Genomic DNA, 20350 nt, shown 5'->3' with positions numbered 1-20350 from the left:
TTAGAAGGTTAGTGGTGGGAGAGGGGGGCTGACAATGATTTTTTATTTTGCAAACTGCTAAACTTTTATCTTGCATAATGCGCTACTTTTATTTTGCATTAAACACTAATAGCGGTACCCAATCGAAGCAAGTAATGGATTATTGGGTAGCCACAGAATATGATGGCGACACACCTGACGGATTATTGAAATTTGAAGTGCCCGCATCTAAATGGGTTGTATTTGAAGTTCACGGGCCGATGCCAGATTCTATGCAAAAAGCATGGAACCAAATTTTTTCAGAATGGCTTCCATCCAGTGGTTATGAACATGCAGGCAAACCAGCATTAGAAGTATATACAGACGAAGATCCCTTCAGCCCTGATTTTTATTCTGAAATCTGGATACCAGTAAATAAACAGGAACTTATGAAAAGTTGTTTACTGACAAATACCCTTATAAATAAAAATAAAACTAGGATGACTATCAAACGTATTGTGGCAAAAATCACGCTAATCACCTATATCCCCCTTCTTGACATTTTTTGGTATCATTTCCTACAAGTAAACAGCGAAAAAAGGACAAACTTTTAACATCTATTCCGAAGAGCTGAAACGGGAAGTGGTTCGTTTGAAATTGGAAGAAGGCTCTTCTTATACGGCAGCTCCGCGAACATTTGGAATCAAAAGCAATTCTCTGATTGCACAATTGATCAAAAATTAAGGAAACCATTCCCAAAGAAGAAATTGCCATGATCATGCATGTGTCGATTGTTTCTTCTCCCATCTAAAAACAGAGAAATTGTATTTAGTGTGTCTAAAAATGATCGAACAGGCTTATCAGGAGATTGAAGAGTATATTCACAGTCATTTCCAAGAAAACTGAACAGCCTTTCCTCGGTTGAATATCGAGAAAAGGCCGCAGTTTAATATATGTGCATTACTCTTTATAATTGACATACTTCTCAAGGTAATTTATTTCTTACTCCATTTTGTATCCGCTTTCATCCCAATATCAATCAAAAGATTCAATACAGACTGCCACCCATCCATGCTGAAAAAGTTGATAAAAATCAAATGGAAGCAGGTAAGCCTAACTATGCCAACCAAGCATTATACGGATAAAATACTTGGAGCAAGCGATTTACAATTTACTATTATTCGTCTATTCGTCTAAAGAATTCATTTGAATGAAACTGGAACTAGAAACGTTTCCGCTTAAAGATCTTACTAGAAAAGAAGGTGGATGACTGCCCCCTCAACCTCTCACATCGCCTGGCATGCTGGCCCGCACTAGGCGGTTCGCCAAATTTCATTGCGATTGACAAAAAAAACGATTGGTTGCGATACAAATCTAACACCTTGATGCAATACTTGACAAATGTAGCGTCGAAGCTCCTTGACTTTACAAAGTTCTGTACCGCCTCCTGAAAACGTTATCATTCTATTGCAAATTTGTAAGGATAAATCTGTTGTCTAAACTTATGGAGTGTGATCCATTTAGCTGATTACTTAAAATTTCCTTTTGTTTCCGGAATGATAAAGCTTCCCAACAGATACAAGAGGAAGAGAGCTATAGAGAAATACGTCAATGATAATGGAATATCCGACGTTTGGCTGCTGGCCATTGTTACGAAAGTTGGCATCATCCCACCTACGGCAAAGCCCATATTCCAGGACAGTCCGGTACCTGTTGAACGAATGGTCGTTGGGAAACGTTCATTTAAAAAGATCAGCACCGGAGCATATGAAGCATTCCCTAAAAATGCCAGTCCCATTGCATAGAGCGTAATCGATGTCATATCTTGTGCATCTGCCAGTTCTGTATACAAATACGGGAGAGCAATCAGATTCACAATACCTAGTAAAATGAATGTTTTCTTTCTACCAATAATGGTGCTCAAATGCCCGAGAGCAATAGCAGCAATCATAGCAGAAATACTGCTTACAATAAGAATCATAGATGATACCGTCTGCGGGATATTATTAATTACTTTTAAAAACGTAGGCAGATACCCGCAGGTTAAGTAATATGCTGATCCGCCGCCGATCACAATCATTAAATTAATCAATAAAACCGACAAGTATTTGGTGAATACGATTTTCACCGGTGACTGTTCGTTTTCCGGTTTCGTTTCTTGCACCTTCTTGTGCTGCACCCAGAAAGGAGACTCCTCAAGCTTTTTGAATACGAACAATCCGAGCACAGAGCTCAATATGCCGGTAAAGAACATGAAGCGCCAGCCCCACTCGCTGAATTCCGGTCCCGGAAAAATGCTGGATAAGACGAAATATACAATGGAAGCCAGCAATGCACCAAGAGCAGCGCCTCCCCCGCCGACAAGACCGGACATCAAGCCGCGCCATTTCTCTGGTACAGATTCCGTACCAATCGTATGAGTGGAAGCAACAACTCCTCCGACAAATACACCTTGGATTAAACGAAGAATAATAAATATAATCGCTGCAGCGGCACCGATTTGTTCTACCGTTGGCAATGCTCCAAACAGTGCGGTAGAAATCCCTACCCCCGACACGGCTACAACCATTGCCCGTTTCCTGCCGTTGCGATCGGCATAGGAACCAAAAAGCGCTGAGCCGAGCGGACGCATAAACAGTGTAACAGCAAAGGAAGCATACACAGCGGCCAATGAGAGCGTTGGCTTATCTGCCGGGAAAAACAGTTTCCCTAATTCAGGTGCAACATAGAGTAGAATAAAGAGATCATACAAATCCAATGACCATCCCAACAGGGACGCCGTAACGGCTGTTATCATTTGCTTTTTACTAATCGATACTGTTAACGAAGAAGTTTGTTGAACATTTGTCTCCATATTTACACTCATACTAACCACCTTTCTTGTATATAATATTTTTAATTTTATTTAAATTTAAAATATTTTTTAACTTCAGGAAGCGGAGTAATTCCCGCCCCCTGAAGTTTTCGGCTTATTTACCTTTAAAGTTCGGTTTTCTTTTTTCCACGAATGCCGCTACACCTTCCCTGAAGTCCTCTGTTGTACGGAGTAAACCATATGCTTTTCCTTCAATTTCAAGACCTGCGCTAAGAGGTGTTTCATAGGCGGCATTCAGTACTTGTTTACATACTTTTAGCGCAAGTGGTGAAAACTTCATAAGTTCATCTGCAAGCGCATTGACTTCATTTTCAAGTTCTGCTTTCGGAACCACTTTTGTGATAAGTCCCCATTGATATGCTTCATCGGCTGGTATTCTTCTTGCTCTCATAATCATGTCTTTCGCGCGGGTTAATCCGGCTATTTTTGCTACCCTCTGTGTTCCCCCGCTTCCTGGAATCATGCCGAGATTCATCTCTGGCAGCGCCAGGAGTGTATCATCGGCGGCGATACGGAAATCACAAGCCATCGCAATTTCAAGACCAACTCCAAATGTATAACCTTGTAGTTGGGCAATAACCGGCTTTGGAGAACGCTCCGGCGCCGCAACATTTACAGCAAGATGTGACAGTTCTTCTTGGTGTACTTCCATAAATTCTGGAATATTTCCTCCTGCACTAAATGCCTGAGTCCCTTCTCCTTTAATGATGATGACACGAACATCATCATCTTTGTTCAACTCATCAAAAATTTGCGAAAATTGAGAGCGCGCAAGCATACTAATATAATTCATTTTTTCTGGACGGTCGAAAACAATAGTAGCCGTCTTTTTCTCCTGATTTTTTTCCACGCGAATGTGATCATATTGTTTTACTGCTTCCATCATTGGTTCCCCTTTCTTAATATTAGTATTTTTTAATAAACTACTTTTTCATTTATATAAAGTTCAAATTCTCCATTTCTTATATTGCGACGGAGAATTTTCCCAACAGGGCTTTTTGGTATTTCTTTAATAAATACATATTTTCTCGGACGTTTAAAATTGGAAAGTGTTGTATTGTTCTTGCAATAATGGTCTAGTTCCTGGCTTGTGAGCGATGGATCTTTTGGAACAACATATGCGGCTACAATTTGCCCCCAGCGCTCATCTTCTTCGCCGATGACAGCCACTTCATGTACTTTCGGATGTTTTGACAAAACATCTTCCACTTCAATCGGATGAATATTTTCTCCACCGGAAATGATCATATCGTCTACACGTCCAACAACATATAAATCTCCATCCTCATCTAACATGCCGAGGTCTCCTGTAAAATACCAGCCATCCCTAATCGCTTTTTTTGTAGCATCTGGTCTATTCCAATAACCTTTGAAGCTTTCAGGAGATTCAATATTGACAATGATTTCACCTATTTCCCCTTTTTCAACAATATCTTCCGGTGTTGAATTACCATTAGGGTCGGCTTTAACGATGCGGATGTTTTGATGTAATCCCGGTTTGCCTGCACATCCTGGTTTTTCCGCAACATTAGGATTGATCGTAAACGTGTAAATTTCTGTGCTCCCATAATGGTTAACAAAAACTTCCGGCTTCAGCATCTTAACGCACTTCTCCGTTAAAGCGGTTGTCATTGGTGCACCAGCATATCCGATTTTCTTCAACTTGGACAAATCATAGTTATGAAATTCCTCATGATTTAAAATGTCATGATATAATGTAGGCACTAAATAAAGCGATGTGATTTCTTCGCGTTCCAATAATTCAAGCGCTTCTTTAGCGTCGAAATCAGGCAAAATAACGTATTTACCATTTAAAAACATGATGGATAAAAGAGAGCGCATTCCCATCGTATGATAGAGTGGCATCGTACCCAATGTACTTTCGCCATCTTGATATTGGTTTTGAATAATATGTGCAAGAGCTGCACTGTATTCGTTTTTATGGGTCCGCGGAACTCCCTTTGGTTTTCCGGTTGTGCCAGATGTATAAAGCATTATAGCCACATCATCATCATTGATCAGCGGTTTTTCAAAACTTTCAGGGCTTCTATCGACGAGCTCATTATAATAAATGTCAGCCCCTTCGACTTCTCCAACACCAATCAGGATCGGTCTTTGCTGAAAGTTCGCTTTCAAAACGGATTCCTGGCTGGCACTTTCATATACAACAGCCGTCGCCTCCGCATCGTTTACACAGTACTCAACTTCTTTCACGGCCAGGCGGAAATTGATCGGCGTGTACACGGCTCCAATTTTTTGAAGCGCCCAGTAAATGACCGTATTTTCGAAGCGGTTTTTCAACAGAATCATTACGCGGTCATGCTGCTTGATACCGATTCTTTGAAGCGAAGCTGCTACTTTCGTTACTTCCTTATGAAACTGTCTATACGTATACCTTCTGTCGCCTTCTACAACAGCAACTCGGTTTGGAAAACGTTCGACAGCGAAATCAAACATCGTGACAAGATTCATTCCATCATCTCCTTTCAGCTTCATAATGGTGATTATTTTCATCGACTGTTTTTTGAATCGCTTTTATAATCCCTTCATAGCCTGTGCAACGGCACAAATGTCCAGATAGCATTTCTTTAATTTCTTGAAGGGTTGGATTCGGATTTTTTTGCAGATAGTCGGTTGTTGACATTAAGATACCCGGTGTACAGAAACCACATTGAAGACCGTGACATTCAATGAAATTTCTTTGCAGCGGCGTCAGTTCGCCATCTTTTGTCAATCCTTCTACGGTTGTTATTTCCTGTCCATCTACCTGTACCGCAAAGATAAGACAGCTCCTGACAGCCGAACCGTTTAGGTGGATAGTACAAGCACCGCACACGCCATGCTCACAGCCTACATGTGTGCCAGTGAGACCGCATATTTCTCGCAAAAAATCGCTGAGCAACATTCTGGATTCAACTTGTTCTTGATATTTTTTTCCGTTTATTGTAACTTCAATTTCATGAACGCTCATTTGTTTTCACCCCTTGCTCGTTCATAGGCTGTTTTGACTGTACGCACTGCCAATTTTTTCGCAAGGTGTCTTCTGTAATCAGCGGTTGCGTGCAGATCTGATTCTGGATTTACGGCTTCCTCAACAATATCGGCAATTTTATTTAGAAGCGGGTCAGACAAAAGCTCCCCTTCCATCAGCTCGCTTGCCTCTGTAATCAACAACGGAACCGCATCAACTCCTCCCAAAACCAATCTCACTTTTGAAATGCGGTCCTGACTATCGATGGACAATTGACAGGCAGCGGCAACGAGCGCGAAGTCACCGTGGCGTCGTGAAATTTCATGAAATGAATATCCTATTCTTCCTTCTGGCACTGGAACGTGAATTTCCGTCAGCAACTCATTCGGCATAATATCGGTTGTTAAATAAGTGACGAAAAAATCCTCCACGTTCACTTCCCGCACTTCATCTTTAGAAGCAATGCGAAGTGTTCCACCGAGCGCCATTAATGATAGTGGGATTTCAGCTGATGGATCAGCATGAACAAGACTTCCGCCAAACGTTCCACGATTTCTCGTCTGAACGTGGCCGATATAGGGAACAGCTTCACTCAGAAGCCCCAGATGTTTACGAACTGCACCTGACATTTCAATTTCAGCCTGTCTCGTTAACGCGCCGATTTTCATTTTGCTGCCGTCAAATTCAATGAATTGCAAATCTTTCAACTGGTTAATATCAATTAAATATTCAGGTGTTGACAGTCTCATATTCATAATCGGCACAAGGCTTTGACCTCCGGCAATTATTTTGCCATCAAACCCTATTTCTTCTAAAAGCGAAAGTGCTTCGTCTACTGTTTTCGGGCAATAATAATCAAATTTTGCCGGCTTCACGAACCTCCCTCCTTTCTGTCTCAATCTATTTAGACGGATTGTTCACTTTTAGCTAGTTCTTTATTAAATTTTTTAAAGAAATCCTGAATGATCAATTTAGCAACGCCGTTTAACATTCTTTGACCAACCATCGCCACTTTGCCGCCAACTTCCGCATCGTACGTATACTGCAACTCCGTTGTATTTTCGTCAATTGGAACGAGATCCACCACCCCAGTGGCTTCGACACTACCAGGACCTCCTTCCCCTTTTACAATGAGCTTGTAATGGCTCGGCTTTTGAATATCGGCAATTTCAATTGTTGATTCATATTTTCCTTTAACAGCAGCGATTCCGATAGACAATACCGCTTCATATTTGTTCTCTCCAACAGGCTCCAGCTTCGTACAACCCATAATGCAGTTTTTTAATGCCTGTGGATCAAGCAATACATCCCATGCTTTTTCGATTCCCGCATTCAATGCTACTTTTCCGCTTCCGTTCATGTTAATTCCTCCTGTTTTGTTGACTGATTAATAAGATTCCATACCTTATTAGGTGTTATAGGTAGTGAATCAATGACTACGCCGTAAGGTTTTAATGCATCGTTTACTGCGTTAGCAATAGCAACAGGTGCACTCATTGTGTTGCCTTCTCCAAGACCTTTCGCACCAAGTGGTGTAATCGGTGAAGGTGTTTCAATGTGCTTGATAGTCACTCTTGGTATTTCTGTTGCTGTAGGGCATAAGTAATCCATAAATGATCCAGTTAAAAACTGACCCTTATCATCGTATACGAGCTCTTCATACATGGCACCACCAAGCCCATGCACAAGACCACCTAAAATTTGTCCATCAACAATAAGCGGATTTAGCAATTTGCCGGCATCATGGACAGTGTAATAATCAAGAATATGGATTTCACCTGTTTCTGGATCGATTTCCACCGTGACCAAATCAGCTACAAAACCATACGTAATTGACGAGTTAATAAGGTCGTTATCATCCGGCGGCTCTGCCTGAGCTGTATAATAGGCTGTTTCATAAATACCAGGCTCCATTCCTTTCGGCAAAGAAAGCGGATTCCAATGTGCTGATCCAGCCACTCGTTTAATCGATATAGATTTGGATGGATCAGTTTTCGAAATAATCTGACCATTTTCGATCGTTAAACCTTCTTCGTCAATCTGTAATAAGTGAGCCGCAATTTTAATGAGCTTGCGCTTTACTTTTTGTGCTGCGTAGTAAACAGCACTCGATCCCATTGATGCAAAACGGCTTGAATAACTTCCAGATGCAATGGACCATGCACTTGTGGCCGTATCGAGTTCAGCTACAACGTTAATTTTGTCATGCGGAATGCCTAGTATCTCTGAAACAATTTGGCTTGCGACAGTTTCATGTCCTTGACCGGTAGGTGTTGTACTGATGCGGACATTGACATTTCCCATCGGATCGATTGAAATTGTCGCTGCTTCGGTACAACCTGATTTTGGTAATCCTGCTTTCCTTTCTTCTGGAGTCAGTGCAATCGTAATGTACCCCATATTGGAGCCTGATGGTTCGACGATAACCGCTAATCCAACGCCAAGCAGTTTTCCTTTCTTTCGCGCTTCCATTTGTTTCTTGCGAAATTCTTCGTATTTACCAGTTTTTAATAAAAGATCAAACGCTTTTTCATAATCGCCGCTATCATACACTCCACCAGATGCAGTTTTATAAGGAAACTGCTCTTTTTTAATTAAATTTCGTCTAATTACATCAGCTGGATCCATTCCTAATTCATCAGCAATCATTTGCATGATCCGTTCAAGAGGAAAATACGTCTCCTGTCCGCCGTATCCTCGGATGAGACCCGTCGGCAATTTATTCGTCATTACTGCATAGGCATCGATCATTAAGTTTGGAATGTCATAGGCACCTGTTGTGTTTGCGTGGTTCCGATACAGACAAGCAGGTTCTGGCGCCCGGATATACGCACCAACGTTGTCCATGATTTTCATTTTTAAACCGAGCACTTTTCCGTCATTTTTCACTGCCGCTTCAATGTATGTCACACGATCTGTACAGCTTGAACTGGCTGCCAAATGTTCCTGACGGTCTTCTATCCATTTCACCGGACATCCCACAAGACGGCTGACCACAGAACAAAGCACGATGTAAGGGTATATACCTGCTTTAATTCCATAGCTGCCACCGATATCTTTCGGAATAATGATCCGCAACCGGTTGCTTGGTACTTTTAACGCACCAGCCATAATCGAATGAAGAACAAACGGACCGTGGAAGTTCGCATGAACCGTGTAACTATCCGTGCTTTCGTCATATTGTGCAATAATACCGTATGTTTCAACCGGTGTCGCGGAATATTTCGGAAAATGAAAGCGGTGTTTTATGATTTTGTCCGCTTGCTGAAATGCCTTATCAACATCTCCGTAGTGAAACGTTCGATGATTGGCGATGTTCGAGCCGACGTTTTCATGCAAAATAGGCGCTCCTTCTGCGAGTGCACGCTCAATGTCCACAATCGGTTCGAGCGTTTCGTATTTCACCTTAATTTTTTCTAAAGCATCTTCGGCAATATAACGGTTTTTTGCCACCACAACCGCTACCGGTTCACCAACGTAACGCACTTTATCAATAGCAATTGGATAGTATTTGACAGGCGCACTTACTCCAACACTGAAAGGATTTAACAAAGGTTGAACATCTTTACCTGTGACTACGCCTTTTACTCCTGGAATTTCTAATGCTTCAGAATAATCGATGGAGATGATCTTTGCATGAGGATATGGACTTCTTAAAATAGCCACATGAGCTGTATTAGGCGGCGTTCCGATATCATCGATGTATTTTCCCTGCCCTGTCAGTAGTCTTTTATCTTCTACACGTGTTACTCTTTTGCCAATCACTTTGCTCATTTGACTTTACCTCCTTCCTAAGAAGCTGCTCATAGTCTTCCGGTGTATCAATATCACTTGGGAATGGTTTATCGATTCTAGCAAAACAGATCTTATTCGAGAACATTTTTAAAACAGATCTCGCGCCTTCATCGCCTGTTACATTGAAAAGATGTGGAAACATCGAGCAATCAAACAGAACAGGATGCCCTCTTTTCGATTGATAGCTTGCTTGGACAATGAGGGGGCCGCCATTCGATTCATAACATTCAATTACCGCATCTATATCATCTGATGAGACAAGCGGCTGATCACCAAGCAACACAACAGCAGCATCAGCCGTTAAAGGCAGATTCATCAACCCTGCTTTTAACGATGTTGACATTCCTTGTCCCGCCTGTTCATTCAAAACGAGTTTGCTCACGCACGACCTAGAAACTTCATTTCTAAGCTCGGCAACCTCGGGATTGACTACGACAACCACACCGCTTAAACGCGACTCCATACTTTCATCAATCACATGCCGGATAATAGGTTTACCTTTGTACGGAAGAAGCAGCTTTGGTTTTCCCATGCGCTTTGAAAAACCTGAAGCTAAGATAATTCCCCATATGTTCTTTCTCATCTTAATAGACTGGCACCTCCTTCATACAGAATGCGCCATAGATGCCAGTTGCGACAGTTTTCTTCCAGTTCCTCCTCTATATACCATCATGATTTCAGCCAAAATACTGAGTGCGATTTCTTCTGGCGTTTTCGCTCCGATATCCAGTCCAATCGGACTATGGATGCGATAGACATTTTCATTGGATAGGAGGGTGTTGCTTGTCGCAATCAATCTATCCGTTCTTTTTCTCGGTCCTAATAGTCCGATGTAGGCCGCATTTGAATTTAAAATAGATTCTAAAATTTCCCTATCATGCAAGAAGTTGTGTGTCATAATGACAACATATGAGTTTTCATGAAGGGAAACGTTTGGTACGCTACCAGCAGGATAGACATGAATGAAATCGGCTTCTGGAAAATTTTCCTCATTGCAATAAGATGAGCGATAATCAAGCACAGTAACTAGCCACTTCAAATTTTTCGCCATCTTGACAAGTGGAATGGCATCAGGACCCGCGCCGAAAACGATAAGATGAGGCGGTGGACTTATTGATTCATAATACACGTACAAATCTTGCTCGCCACCTAAATAAACCATTTCATTTTTCAAATCCTTTTTTCTCATCATATAATCGACGGCAATCTCCCGAACAGAGATAGGTATGTCGCTATTATCGAAAGCACTATCAATGACCCACATTTTCCCTTGCAACGATTCGTCTTTCGCTTTCACAATCGTGACAGTGTGTAACGTTTTTTGAAGAGAGTCCGAAAAGTACCGATCAATAATAGCTGCCTTTTCAGGTTGTTTGGCAGGAAGATACGGCTGTAAAAAAATATTCATTTTTCCGTTGCAACCAACCCCAAGACCCCAAACGATGTCATCGTCTCCGTAAAAATCATAATGGATGATGGTCGGTTTTCCAGTCTCTAGAACTTTCATGGCGTGTTCAATAATATCTGATTCCACGCATCCGCCACTTAAAAGCCCAGTAAGCTTCCGGTCTTCTGAAATAAAACATTTTGCTCCTGCTTTTTGATAAGTAGATCCTTCTGTCGAAATAATCGTTCCAAGTACTCCTGAAAGCCCTTCCTTTTACAACGTTCCAATTCTTTTTTTATAGCAATCACGACTTACCCCCTTTTCCTGAAAATAGAATTGCTCCCGATATTCACTTGGCGTTTTTCCCACAATTTTTTTGAAAGTAGTCGCAAAGTAGCCAGGATTAGAAAATCCCGTATTATGAGCTATGACTTCAATCGGCAGACTGGAAAATCTAAGTAAACTTTTCGCTTTCTGCACTCTAACAAACGACAAATATTCCACAAATGTCATACCGACTTCTTCTTTAAATAATCGACTGAAATAAGATGGGCTTAAATATACCTGATCTGCTACCTCTTTTAGCGTAAGAGAGTATCCATAGTTCATCTGAATAAACTGAATAGCGCTTTCAATAGGGTTTTTTAAGTCTGAAGAAAAATTTCTATTCCCATTGATAGTTTGATTAATCTCTCGGTTAAGCCCCATAGGTAAAATCCTCTCCAGCGTTTCATACAATTCATTTCTGGAAAGCGGTTTCAACAAATATGCTGAAAAACCTGAATTAATCGCTTCCTGTACAAACTCAAACATTTTCAACTGCGTCACAACAATAACTGGCAAGTCTGAATACAATTGTAACGCAGATCTTCCGAATCTAATTCCGTCCATATCTGGTAATGAGATATCCAAAATTAGCACGCTCGGTCGATTTTGTTTCAGAAGGGTCATGCCTCTTTGAGCTGTATTTGCCTCGTAAATAGTAAGAAAACGAAATTTACTTTCCTCAATGAATGTTCTAATTTCCGTTCTTGCATATTTGTCATCATCAACAATCAATATTTCAGCCATTATTCCCCTCCTTGGTTATATGATAGATAATAACATCTTTTAATTGTTTTAAAATTTCACTTTTTTGTTTTTAAATTTTTTGGCTCTTCACCACAAGTTGTACTTGATCATTGAAGATCGGTGTGCATAGAGAAAATAGAGGGTACAAAAAATGCGAATTTTCCTGTATGGTAAAGGTGTCCAAACCAAACCATTGGAGGAAAATTCGCATGTACGCTCAGTTTATCAAAGAACTCATCGATTTACCAGATGTTTTGATTCAAAAGGTGCGAAAAGAAGAAGAACGTTGGATTTTCGAACTTTCTCTTCCCGAACAATGCCCGTTATGTCCTGTTTGCTTGAAACGCACGATCAAAATGACAGGAAAAAAGAAGCAATGGATGCATGGGTATGCTCAACGGATCGGCATCTTTTGGGTGGAACTCCCTGTGGAGCGTAGACGTTGTTGTACATGTGGCATGACATTCAGCACGTCTTATCCCGGAATTTCCCCTCGAAGTGCAGCGACGGATGCGTTTCAGCAATGGGTGGCGCAATCTTGCATCGGAACATCCATTCAGGCGGTGGCTCGTATGCTCAAGCTTCCGTACACGACCGTTGAACGCTGGTTTTATACCCATGCCCCTTCCTTCCTATCGAATGACATCCAACCAAAGGCAGTTTGTGTCGATGAGTTTGCGTTTCGAAAAGGACATGATTACGGAGTGGCAGTCATGGAGGCCGAAACGGGAGAAGTGTATGCCGTTGAAGCAGGAAAGAACGAGGAAGCCATTGGACGTGTGTTGGCTCCTGTGTCTGGTTCTGTTCAGTATGTCGTGAGTGATTTGGCTCCAGCGATGAAAAAAGCCATTCAAGGGGTGTGTCCGGAAGCGAAGCATGTGGTCGATTATTTTCATGTGATTCAATTGTTTACGGAAGCGTTGGATCGATGCCGCCAATCCTTCGGAAAAGGGAACAAGAAACACGGGCATGTTCGGTATGTTTGCCGCTTATTGACCCAGTGTCCCGAGAAACTCACCGAGGAGGAGCGCCAAACGGTGCGGGAGTGGCAGAAAGAGAGCGATTCCTTGCAGGCTGTCTATCAATCCCTTCAACATTTTCGTTATGTATCCAAAAGCCAAAGCGAGCGACAAGCGAAACGTCGTTTGAACGCCTGGGTTCATCGGTATTTGTTTTGTCCTTGTTCTGCTGTTCGCGCCATCGCAAAATCACTCGTCAAACGAACAGACGAAATCATATCGTGCATTTTATCCCCTTATTCAAATGGGAAAATGGAGGGAACAAATAACAAGATCAAGCTGATGAAACGTCGGGGATACGGATACAGAAATATCCAGCGTTTTGCATTGCGGGTTCGGCTATATAAATTGAAATAAAGGTTTTCTCCCGTTCCACGGCGAATAAATAAAAGAGAAAATAGGGGAACGGAGAGAAAATATGATGCCAAATCACAAAGACGAGATCGAAAAGTTGTCCACTGCCATGAAAGAAGCAAAAAGTAAACGAGCATATGAACGCTACCAAGCGATTTATCTTCATTTGCAGGGATATACCAAAGGAGAAATCGCAACGATTATTGGTCGATCCAAGAAAACTATTTATAACTATATTCATGCCTACGCCCAGCGCGGTCTTGATGGACTGGAGATGAAATACTCACCTGGCGCCCCACGTCGATTGACCCCTGAGCAGGAAAAAGAGCTGGCTTTGATCATTGAACATCAGCTCCCCGTAGATGTGGGATTCGAAGCAAAATATAATTGGACGCTTGCGATAATCGCTGAACTCATTCAACAAAAGTGGGGGCCAACATACACGCTTCGCGGAACAAGTGACATTCTGCATCGGTTAGGGCTAAGCTATACGAAACCGACCTATACACTAGCCAATGCCGATGAAGAGAAACAAAAAGAATTCGTCGAAATCACCTTCCCTGAAGTAAAAAAACTGGTAGATGGGAACATCGCCCATGTCCTCTTTCAAGATGAGTCGATGATTCGTGATTACCAAGCGATTCAAAAAACATGGTTTGTCAAAGGAAAACAACGAATCATTCCGACGTTTGGAAAACATCAAGGGCTGAAGCTGATTGGCACGTTGAACTACGAAACAGGGGAAGTGTTTTGCATCGAAGAAGAACGCTATGACGCGGAAACATTTCTTCGATTTCTTCAACTTGTGTTAGAACGCTATCCCACAGGCAAAATAGTGATGATTTTAGATAACGCTCGAATTCACCATGCCAAACTCATTCAGCCATTTTTAAAAGAACACGAAGATCGGTTAGAGCTCGTCTTTTTGCCACCATACAGTCCGCAATTGAACTTGATTGAAGGGCTATGGAAATGGCTGAAATCAGACGTGATTTACAACGTGTTCTATTCGAGTGTGCAAGAAATTAGAAAGAATGTCCAAGCCTTTATTCAGCGAATCAACCAGAAACCAGAACAAACGATCGATCGTTTGTGTGTTCAGTTGTAAATCTTTAATTCAACTTATATAATCACTTGTAAAGAAGGAGACATGAGCTGATTGGAAAGAAAAATGATCGTTTTTTTCTTTGCGCGGGTAAGGGAAACATTGAGGCGGTTTAAGCTATAGATGAACTCTCCTTCCATCGCTGCCAGCTCCGGATCAGCGACGCCGTAGCTAATGATCGCCACATCCGCCTCTTGTCCCTGCATCTTATCGACCGTACCGACAAAAAACGGCGGGCGCAGCCCCTCGTCTTCTAAATGCCTGCCGATCGCGCGGATTTGCGCGTGATGCGGGGAAATAATAAAGAGCCCTTTACTCCAAAACTTCCTATCCCCGCCAGTCGTGTCTTCATACGTCTCTCCATTCTCATCAAGCAACCGTTCCCTTAAAACTTTTGTGATTTTCGCCACCCATTGCGCCTCTTTCTCATTTTCCTGCGTCCCGTGAACACCGTCATAGACACAAACGATGAGAGGATAGCGCGGATCCATCACCGCTTCCACCCATTCATCCGCCACCGATCTATGTTCGAGCGCCAGCGTCTGCGTCGCAATTTTCCAATTAAACGCCGTATATTGCGGCCCGTAAATCGCTGCGGCTGGATAGCGGCAAAGCACCTCGTTCATGCGGAAGTTGTCCGTCAATTGGCAAGTAAATTGTTTCTCCTTATCCTCTTCGAACAACAGGCGGAAAATCGATTCAAAAATAAACGGTTCGTCTTCTCCTGCTTTATACTTCCCTTTTATAATCGGCGGCAGTTGAAAATGGTCTCCGACAATTAACAATCTTCCCGCCTCTTTCACATGGCTGAGCGCCAGCAAGGAATCAGCGACACGAATCTGCGATGCCTCATCCAACACGACAACATCAAACTCTTTGACAATGTTTCCTTTATCATACGCCTTTTGGATTCCATATAAAGTAGCGCCGAGAACGCAATGTCTTCCGCTTGCCAGCCATTGTCCGAGGCCATCATCAGAAACTTCGGCAACTCCTTTCGCCTTCTCGGTTTGAATCGGCCCTAGCTTGGCGAGCTTTACATTCCTTGCCTTATTCATCTCCCTCATCTTCTGCAGGCAGTTTTCAATCGCCGCATGCGTAAATCCTGAAATAAGAATGGTTAATTTCCGCCCCATTTTTTCATAAATTTTCATCAACAATAACAGCGCCGACGCGATAAAATGCGTTTTCCCCGTGCCAGGCGGCCCCCAGACAAGCGTGAGGGTATGGTGAAGAAAACGGGAAAATGCTTTGCGCTGGCTTTTCGTCAGGCCGCTGGAACGAAGCAGTTCTTTTACTTCCTCCACGTCCCATTTTTTCTTAAACTTTTTCGAATAGCTACCTGGATTGCTAATTAAGCCGAGGATGCGATGGGATTCGTCGTCCAGCTTTTTCAGCGTCTGCAATACGCGGGAAGTGGTGAAATCCGTATAGCGCAGCGACAATAAATAATCATTTCCCTCCACTAGCGCAAAGCGGTTGAGCTTCGGGATATCGAGCTCGAGTTCTACCGTTCCGCCATGATGATGCATCTCTTTTATTCTTGTAAAATACAAATTAGCATTTTTGGGCGTATACCAAACGTCGCGATATTTGTAATCGTAAAACGTATTTTGCGCCACTTCGCCTTCATAACTGTTTTCCGCTAAAATCCAGTTCGCTTTCATATCGATTTCTTGCGCCACTTGCACATTATTCAGCCGAAACCGTCCTGCGCCAAGATAGGTTACGTGCAACGTCGTTCCGTTGTCAAGACGTTCCTCTAGCGGCAGCGCTCGTTGATGGCGGATTTCCAAATAGTTTAACAGCGCCTCATATCTCGCCATAAACGCCAGCTTGGAAATCAGCGGATGGTTATATTCATCCATGCTCGGAAACCGAAACTTTTCCGGCCAGGCCACGAGGAGCGAATTCCCATCCGCGTCTTTCGCCAGCGCGCGAATCCCGTCGATGATGCTATTTGCCGTCCATAGGCGGCGATTGAGTTCTGATTGGGCCCATTCTATTTTTTCCGCTTCGCCGCTTTCCCATATTTCGTGCAACAGATCCGCTTTCATAACATTCGTTAATTTAAATGAAAAAAGCTCTCTCGCCTTATACATAAACGGCGAATCGCTATGCGAAGCAATATACGTAGACAAATCCTCCAACCGATACGCAACATGGGCGGGCAACGCAAATAAACGGCTGACCGCCGTTGTCAAAACGACAATCGGAAACGGAATCATGTTATCTGGATGTTCACTAGCGTTCGATAATAAGTCACTGTGGAAATAAAAGAGCAAATAAGTCGCTTTTTCCTTATACTCCTCATCCAGAAGCAAATCATGCAAAATTTGCAGAATGTTTTCCCACTCGTAGTTGTCAGTGACATAAGCCTGTACGGATTTTTGCGCGCTCCACTTTTTATCCTTATTGTAATCATGAACCCTCCGCAGCATGCCATACAGCGCATCCACAAACCGTTTGCCAATCTCCTCGCATTCTTCCATCGTCGCGGCGATAAAATGGAGGCGTTCCGTTCCCGTTTGAAAAACATCCTTGCCGCCGTAGCGGTAGATCGACGCAGCGAAAATTTTTCCCGACACTTGATCTTGCTGGGCGGTTAAAATCACGCGAATGTTTTCTCCTTTTGGCATATCGGTCGCAAAGCTGTTGTACGGAATGACTTCTTCATTCATTATCGCTTTCAGCTGTGTTTCGAGCCGCGCCGTGCGACTTCCGAGGCTTGTGCTCTGCATGAGCGTCTGTCTATTCTCTTCGCTTTGAACAAATTCAAAAAACGCTTCAATCGTTTGCGGCAGCTGCTGCTCGCGGATAAACCGAGAAGCATGGCTTGATAAATATGGAAGCAACGATATGTGAGACTCCTCCCGCGCTTTCTCTAAACAATAATCGTAGAAATTGCACCATTCACAGCGATAATCAAGATGCCAGAACAAATCATCGATGTTCTTTCTTACGATTTCCTGCAGTTCGACAGATAAAAAATGCTCCAAATGCGGAATCAACTGTTCGATGTTTGTGTATTGCGGAGCGGTCATCCCATACGTCCAAACTCCCGCTTTTGTTAAATCGGCTTTTCCGTTGATTTCATGCTCTTTCAAAACCGACGATAAAATTAACGCGTATAAGGCCGTTTGGATTCGATGGGAAATTTTCATAACTTCTGATGATTTAATATCGATAATCCGAAACATCCACCCTTCATCGGCCGGAACACATTCGACCAAATCAGGACGGCAGACGGTAAAGCGAATGTTTTCTGGCGAAATGCCGTATTTTTCATAAAAACTCGGCGGCACGATAAGCGACGGCTGGTACAAATAACGTTTGCTCGGTTGTTTCAACTCGCAAATCGTCTCTTTTACATCTAAATAACAATGAGATATCGAAGTGCCATGGGGCTGATTCCCCCATTTCACCTGACCAGCCAAATAAGTAGAGACGACCGTCTCTTCCCAGTCGATCCCGCCTTTCAGCACACCCGAATGGCTAGATAGCTGTGAAAACAATTCTTCAGGCACATCGAGCTGGCGGCGCAAATCTTTGGAAAGAGAATGAAAATAAAAGTTTCGTTCACACTCGTGGTAGAAATAGCTTGCTATTTTCGAAGGGGAAATATAGAGCATTGACATACACCTTCTTTATCGTTTTTCCAACTGAACACGAGGTAAAGCTTATTACCTTCACATGCGCTTTATTAGCCAGCTGGTATGAATGATGGAAACGATTACATATACTACATCACCATTCTTTGGAAACACACCACTATATTATACCATCGTTTCCTTTAAATAAATATCCCGCTTATAAATTCACGATACCGAGCCGCCGTACACCACCAAATACATATCCATCCCTTTTCTGCGCGCAGAAAAATCTTTTTGCTCCCATACAAACACATACATAAAAACAGCCAACTCTCCATAATAGGGAGCTGGCTGCTCTTTTTCCTCTCAACGAGGTCAGCTTAAAAAAATCTTGAAAAGAATTTTTTGTGTGATTAAAGAGAGATGCTTCAATCCTCTAAACAAGACCTGCTTTAAAAAAGGTTTATGAACCGTTTCATTCACATCAAAGCGGAAGCGTTTCAATCCTCTGAACGAGGCCAGTTTTTAAAAAGAGCACCTTCATTTTACCATGATTCTCTAGGGCGGCAAGGTGCTTTTTTCCACAATCCTGCGAATCTCTTGAAATTGAAAAGTAAGTAATGTTATGTTGATTGGAAGATTGGCTCGTGACCTGTTCTCGAAAAAACACTTTTTGGCCACGAAATAGGAGAATTGTCTTTTTTACTTGCCTGATTGGCTGGCTCGATGATAGCACATATATTCGCTTTTATGAATCAAAAACTTCCCGATTCATCTCCCCCCTTGCCTTCGTTTCAAGGAGAGAGACTCTTCGGGACAACGTTAAACTACCTGCAGCGCCTGCCACACATCCGCTTTCAGATCATCGATATGCTCGATGCCGACCGAGAATCTCACGAAGTTGGACGGAATCCCAGCTGTCTTCATCTGCTCCTCGGTCATCACTCCTTCCCACATCGCTGCTGTATGCACCACAAGGGAATCGACGCCACCCAAACTCACCGCGTTAGGCGGCAGTTTCAATGCAGAAACGAAGCGCTGAGTTTCTTCATAGCCACCTTTAATGGCAAAGGCAATGACTGCTCCGAACCCTTTCATCTGACGTTTTGCCAACTCGTGTTGCGGATGGCTAGGAAGACCTGGATAATATACACGCTCTACCTGTGGCTGCTGCTCTAAAAACTCAGCCAGGGCTAAAGCGTTGGCATTAATGCGTTCCATCCGTATCGGAAGCGTACGCAGACCGCGCAATAATAGCCATGCATCCATTGGCGAGAGGACCGAACCGATGGAAATATGCGTATGCCAAATACGCTCGGCTAACTCCTCGCTGGTGCAGATGACACCAGCTGTCAAATCATGGTGTCCCCCCAAATATTTTGTTGCGCTGTGAATAACGATATCGACACCTAGATCATGAGGCCGCTGATTGATCGGCGATGCGAAGGTGTTATCGGCCACGACGATAATTCCATGCGGGCGCGCCAACTCCACCACAGCAGCCAAATCCGTCAACACCAAAGTCGGATTGGCAGGCGTCTCGACCATGATGAGCTTTGTGTTAGGCCGTATCGCTTCTGCAAAGGCGTTGATGTCCGCTTGTTCGACCAGAGTCACTTCCACGCCAAACCGCGGCAGCATCTCATCCATAATCTTGGCGGTGCTCATATAATGCCGCGTTTGGGCAATCACATGATCTCCCGCGCTGACTAGAGCTAGAATGGCCGTGGCAATTGCCCCCATCCCGGAGCCAGTTACCAGTGCGGTTTCTGTACCTTCCAGTTCAGCCATAATCTTCGCAACGCGCTCATGCAATGGATTGCCGTAGCGCGTATAATACCGAGAATGGCGGGGTGTTCCCGCCATTTCTGCGAATTCACGGGAATTATGCGCACGAAACGTAGCTGTGTAATAGATGGGCGGAGCCACCGTCCCATCATCGGTGACCCAATCATCGCCATGGACAACCAAGGTTTCAGTTCGAAGTCCTTCAAGATTCATTTTCTCACGATTATCACGTTTGTCCATCTATTCTCTCTCCTTTGCTTCTCTAGATACCCGGCTCGACAAGAGTTCTTGATAAAAATAGTTGGTATCGGTCAAAAAAATCAATCTTTATGACAAAGAATTTTATTACCCTTTTCTCGAAGACTACATAACAAAATGATCGATGAAACAATTTATGTATGCTGGCTTGTTTATGAACCTCTTTTATTTTGATT

15 protein-coding genes and 1 pseudogene are annotated in these 20350 nt (G+C 43.0%); 4 read left to right on the top strand and 12 right to left on the bottom strand.

The annotated features are described in order from the left end of the window. The first annotated feature begins 77 nt into the window (after positions 1 to 77). Together GHH_RS19455 and GHH_RS19715 are read left to right on the top strand one after the other, a co-directional pair. Positions 78 to 572, top strand: a complete 495-nt coding sequence (locus GHH_RS19455; protein WP_256380231.1) for a GyrI-like domain-containing protein — start codon at positions 78 to 80, stop codon at positions 570 to 572. Positions 573 to 762: 190 nt separating this feature from the next. After that, positions 763 to 864: pseudogene (locus GHH_RS19715) on the top strand (hypothetical protein); the annotation flags it as partial. A 622-nt stretch (positions 865 to 1486) separates the two neighbouring features. Here the strand turns inward: GHH_RS19715 and GHH_RS06740 are convergent. The 10 genes from GHH_RS06740 to GHH_RS06695 form a co-directional block, all read right to left on the bottom strand. Then, entirely contained in the window at positions 1487 to 2824 is a 1338-nt protein-coding gene (locus tag GHH_RS06740; RefSeq protein WP_015374563.1) for an MFS transporter, read from the bottom strand. Between the two features lie 103 nt (positions 2825 to 2927). Further along, positions 2928 to 3716 carry an enoyl-CoA hydratase/isomerase family protein gene (locus GHH_RS06735; protein WP_015374562.1) on the bottom strand — a complete coding sequence of 263 codons (789 nt, stop codon included), beginning with the start codon at positions 3714 to 3716 and terminating at the stop codon, positions 2928 to 2930. Between the two features lie 32 nt (positions 3717 to 3748). Further along, on the bottom strand, positions 3749 to 5305 hold the full coding sequence (locus GHH_RS06730) for a class I adenylate-forming enzyme family protein (RefSeq protein ID WP_015374561.1): 1557 nt from the start codon (positions 5303 to 5305) through the stop codon (positions 3749 to 3751). Positions 5306 to 5309: 4 nt separating this feature from the next. Then, complete coding sequence (locus tag GHH_RS06725; protein ID WP_015374560.1) at positions 5310 to 5804, bottom strand: (2Fe-2S)-binding protein; 495 nt, start codon at positions 5802 to 5804, stop codon at positions 5310 to 5312. Continuing rightward, positions 5801 to 6679: a xanthine dehydrogenase family protein subunit M gene (locus tag GHH_RS06720; protein WP_015374559.1), complete on the bottom strand. Its 879-nt coding sequence runs from the start codon at positions 6677 to 6679 to the stop codon at positions 5801 to 5803. Before GHH_RS06720 ends, GHH_RS06725 begins: the two co-directional genes overlap by 4 nt. Before the next feature lie 29 nt (positions 6680 to 6708). Continuing rightward, on the bottom strand, positions 6709 to 7164 hold the full coding sequence (locus GHH_RS06715; RefSeq protein ID WP_015374558.1) for a carbon monoxide dehydrogenase subunit G: 456 nt from the start codon (positions 7162 to 7164) through the stop codon (positions 6709 to 6711). Then, positions 7161 to 9578 carry a xanthine dehydrogenase family protein molybdopterin-binding subunit gene (locus tag GHH_RS06710; RefSeq protein WP_015374557.1) on the bottom strand — a complete coding sequence of 806 codons (2418 nt, stop codon included), beginning with the start codon at positions 9576 to 9578 and terminating at the stop codon, positions 7161 to 7163. The genes GHH_RS06715 and GHH_RS06710 overlap by 4 nt, the downstream gene beginning before the upstream one ends. Beyond that, complete coding sequence (locus tag GHH_RS06705) at positions 9535 to 10182, bottom strand: NTP transferase domain-containing protein (protein WP_015374556.1); 648 nt, start codon at positions 10180 to 10182, stop codon at positions 9535 to 9537. Before GHH_RS06705 ends, GHH_RS06710 begins: the two co-directional genes overlap by 44 nt. A 21-nt stretch (positions 10183 to 10203) precedes the next feature. Then, a complete protein-coding gene (locus GHH_RS06700; protein WP_236612609.1) occupies positions 10204 to 11226 on the bottom strand; it encodes an XdhC family protein in 1023 nt (340 codons plus the stop codon). 33 nt (positions 11227 to 11259) lie between these two features. After that, positions 11260 to 12057, bottom strand: a complete 798-nt coding sequence (locus tag GHH_RS06695; RefSeq protein ID WP_015374554.1) for a helix-turn-helix domain-containing protein — start codon at positions 12055 to 12057, stop codon at positions 11260 to 11262. A 209-nt stretch (positions 12058 to 12266) separates the two neighbouring features. Here GHH_RS06695 and GHH_RS06690 point away from each other — a divergent pair, with 209 nt between their 5' ends. Continuing rightward, on the top strand, positions 12267 to 13433 hold the full coding sequence (locus tag GHH_RS06690) for an ISL3 family transposase (protein WP_015374553.1): 1167 nt from the start codon (positions 12267 to 12269) through the stop codon (positions 13431 to 13433). A 61-nt stretch (positions 13434 to 13494) separates the two neighbouring features. Beyond that, on the top strand, positions 13495 to 14538 hold the full coding sequence (locus GHH_RS18085) for an IS630-like element ISBs2 family transposase (protein WP_015374552.1): 1044 nt from the start codon (positions 13495 to 13497) through the stop codon (positions 14536 to 14538). 14 nt (positions 14539 to 14552) lie between these two features. Here GHH_RS18085 and GHH_RS06675 read toward each other — a convergent pair whose 3' ends face one another. After that, complete coding sequence (locus GHH_RS06675) at positions 14553 to 18167, bottom strand: bifunctional RecB family nuclease/DEAD/DEAH box helicase (RefSeq protein ID WP_015374551.1); 3615 nt, start codon at positions 18165 to 18167, stop codon at positions 14553 to 14555. Positions 18168 to 18950: 783 nt separating this feature from the next. Continuing rightward, positions 18951 to 20156: a PLP-dependent aspartate aminotransferase family protein gene (locus tag GHH_RS06670; protein WP_015374550.1), complete on the bottom strand. Its 1206-nt coding sequence runs from the start codon at positions 20154 to 20156 to the stop codon at positions 18951 to 18953. Positions 20157 to 20350 lie beyond the last annotated feature (194 nt).

It is taken from the genome of Geobacillus sp. GHH01, assembly GCF_000336445.1.
In the GTDB taxonomy this organism is placed as follows: Bacteria; Bacillota; Bacilli; order Bacillales; family Anoxybacillaceae; genus Geobacillus; species Geobacillus zalihae.
Note: the sequence above shows the minus strand (reverse complement) of the source record. Positions and strands in the feature narration are given on the sequence as shown.

Bases quoted from the DNA above. Each gene is read 5' to 3' on its own strand.
- GHH_RS06710 (WP_015374557.1), bottom strand. From the start codon at position 9,578: ATGAGCAAAGTGATTGGCAAAAGAGTAACACGTGTAGAAGATAAAAGA.
- GHH_RS06670 (WP_015374550.1), bottom strand. From the start codon at position 20,156: ATGGACAAACGTGATAATCGTGAGAAAATGAATCTTGAAGGACTTCGA.
- GHH_RS06725 (WP_015374560.1), bottom strand. From the start codon at position 5,804: ATGAGCGTTCATGAAATTGAAGTTACAATAAACGGAAAAAAATATCAA.
- GHH_RS06695 (WP_015374554.1), bottom strand. From the start codon at position 12,057: ATGGCTGAAATATTGATTGTTGATGATGACAAATATGCAAGAACGGAA.
- GHH_RS19455 (WP_256380231.1), top strand. From the start codon at position 78: ATGCGCTACTTTTATTTTGCATTAAACACTAATAGCGGTACCCAATCG.
- GHH_RS18085 (WP_015374552.1), top strand. From the start codon at position 13,495: ATGATGCCAAATCACAAAGACGAGATCGAAAAGTTGTCCACTGCCATG.
- GHH_RS06715 (WP_015374558.1), bottom strand. From the start codon at position 7,164: ATGAACGGAAGCGGAAAAGTAGCATTGAATGCGGGAATCGAAAAAGCA.
- GHH_RS06690 (WP_015374553.1), top strand. From the start codon at position 12,267: ATGTACGCTCAGTTTATCAAAGAACTCATCGATTTACCAGATGTTTTG.
- GHH_RS06740 (WP_015374563.1), bottom strand. From the start codon at position 2,824: ATGAGTGTAAATATGGAGACAAATGTTCAACAAACTTCTTCGTTAACA.
- GHH_RS06705 (WP_015374556.1), bottom strand. From the start codon at position 10,182: ATGAGAAAGAACATATGGGGAATTATCTTAGCTTCAGGTTTTTCAAAG.
- GHH_RS06675 (WP_015374551.1), bottom strand. From the start codon at position 18,167: ATGCTCTATATTTCCCCTTCGAAAATAGCAAGCTATTTCTACCACGAG.
- GHH_RS06730 (WP_015374561.1), bottom strand. From the start codon at position 5,305: ATGAATCTTGTCACGATGTTTGATTTCGCTGTCGAACGTTTTCCAAAC.
- GHH_RS06735 (WP_015374562.1), bottom strand. From the start codon at position 3,716: ATGGAAGCAGTAAAACAATATGATCACATTCGCGTGGAAAAAAATCAG.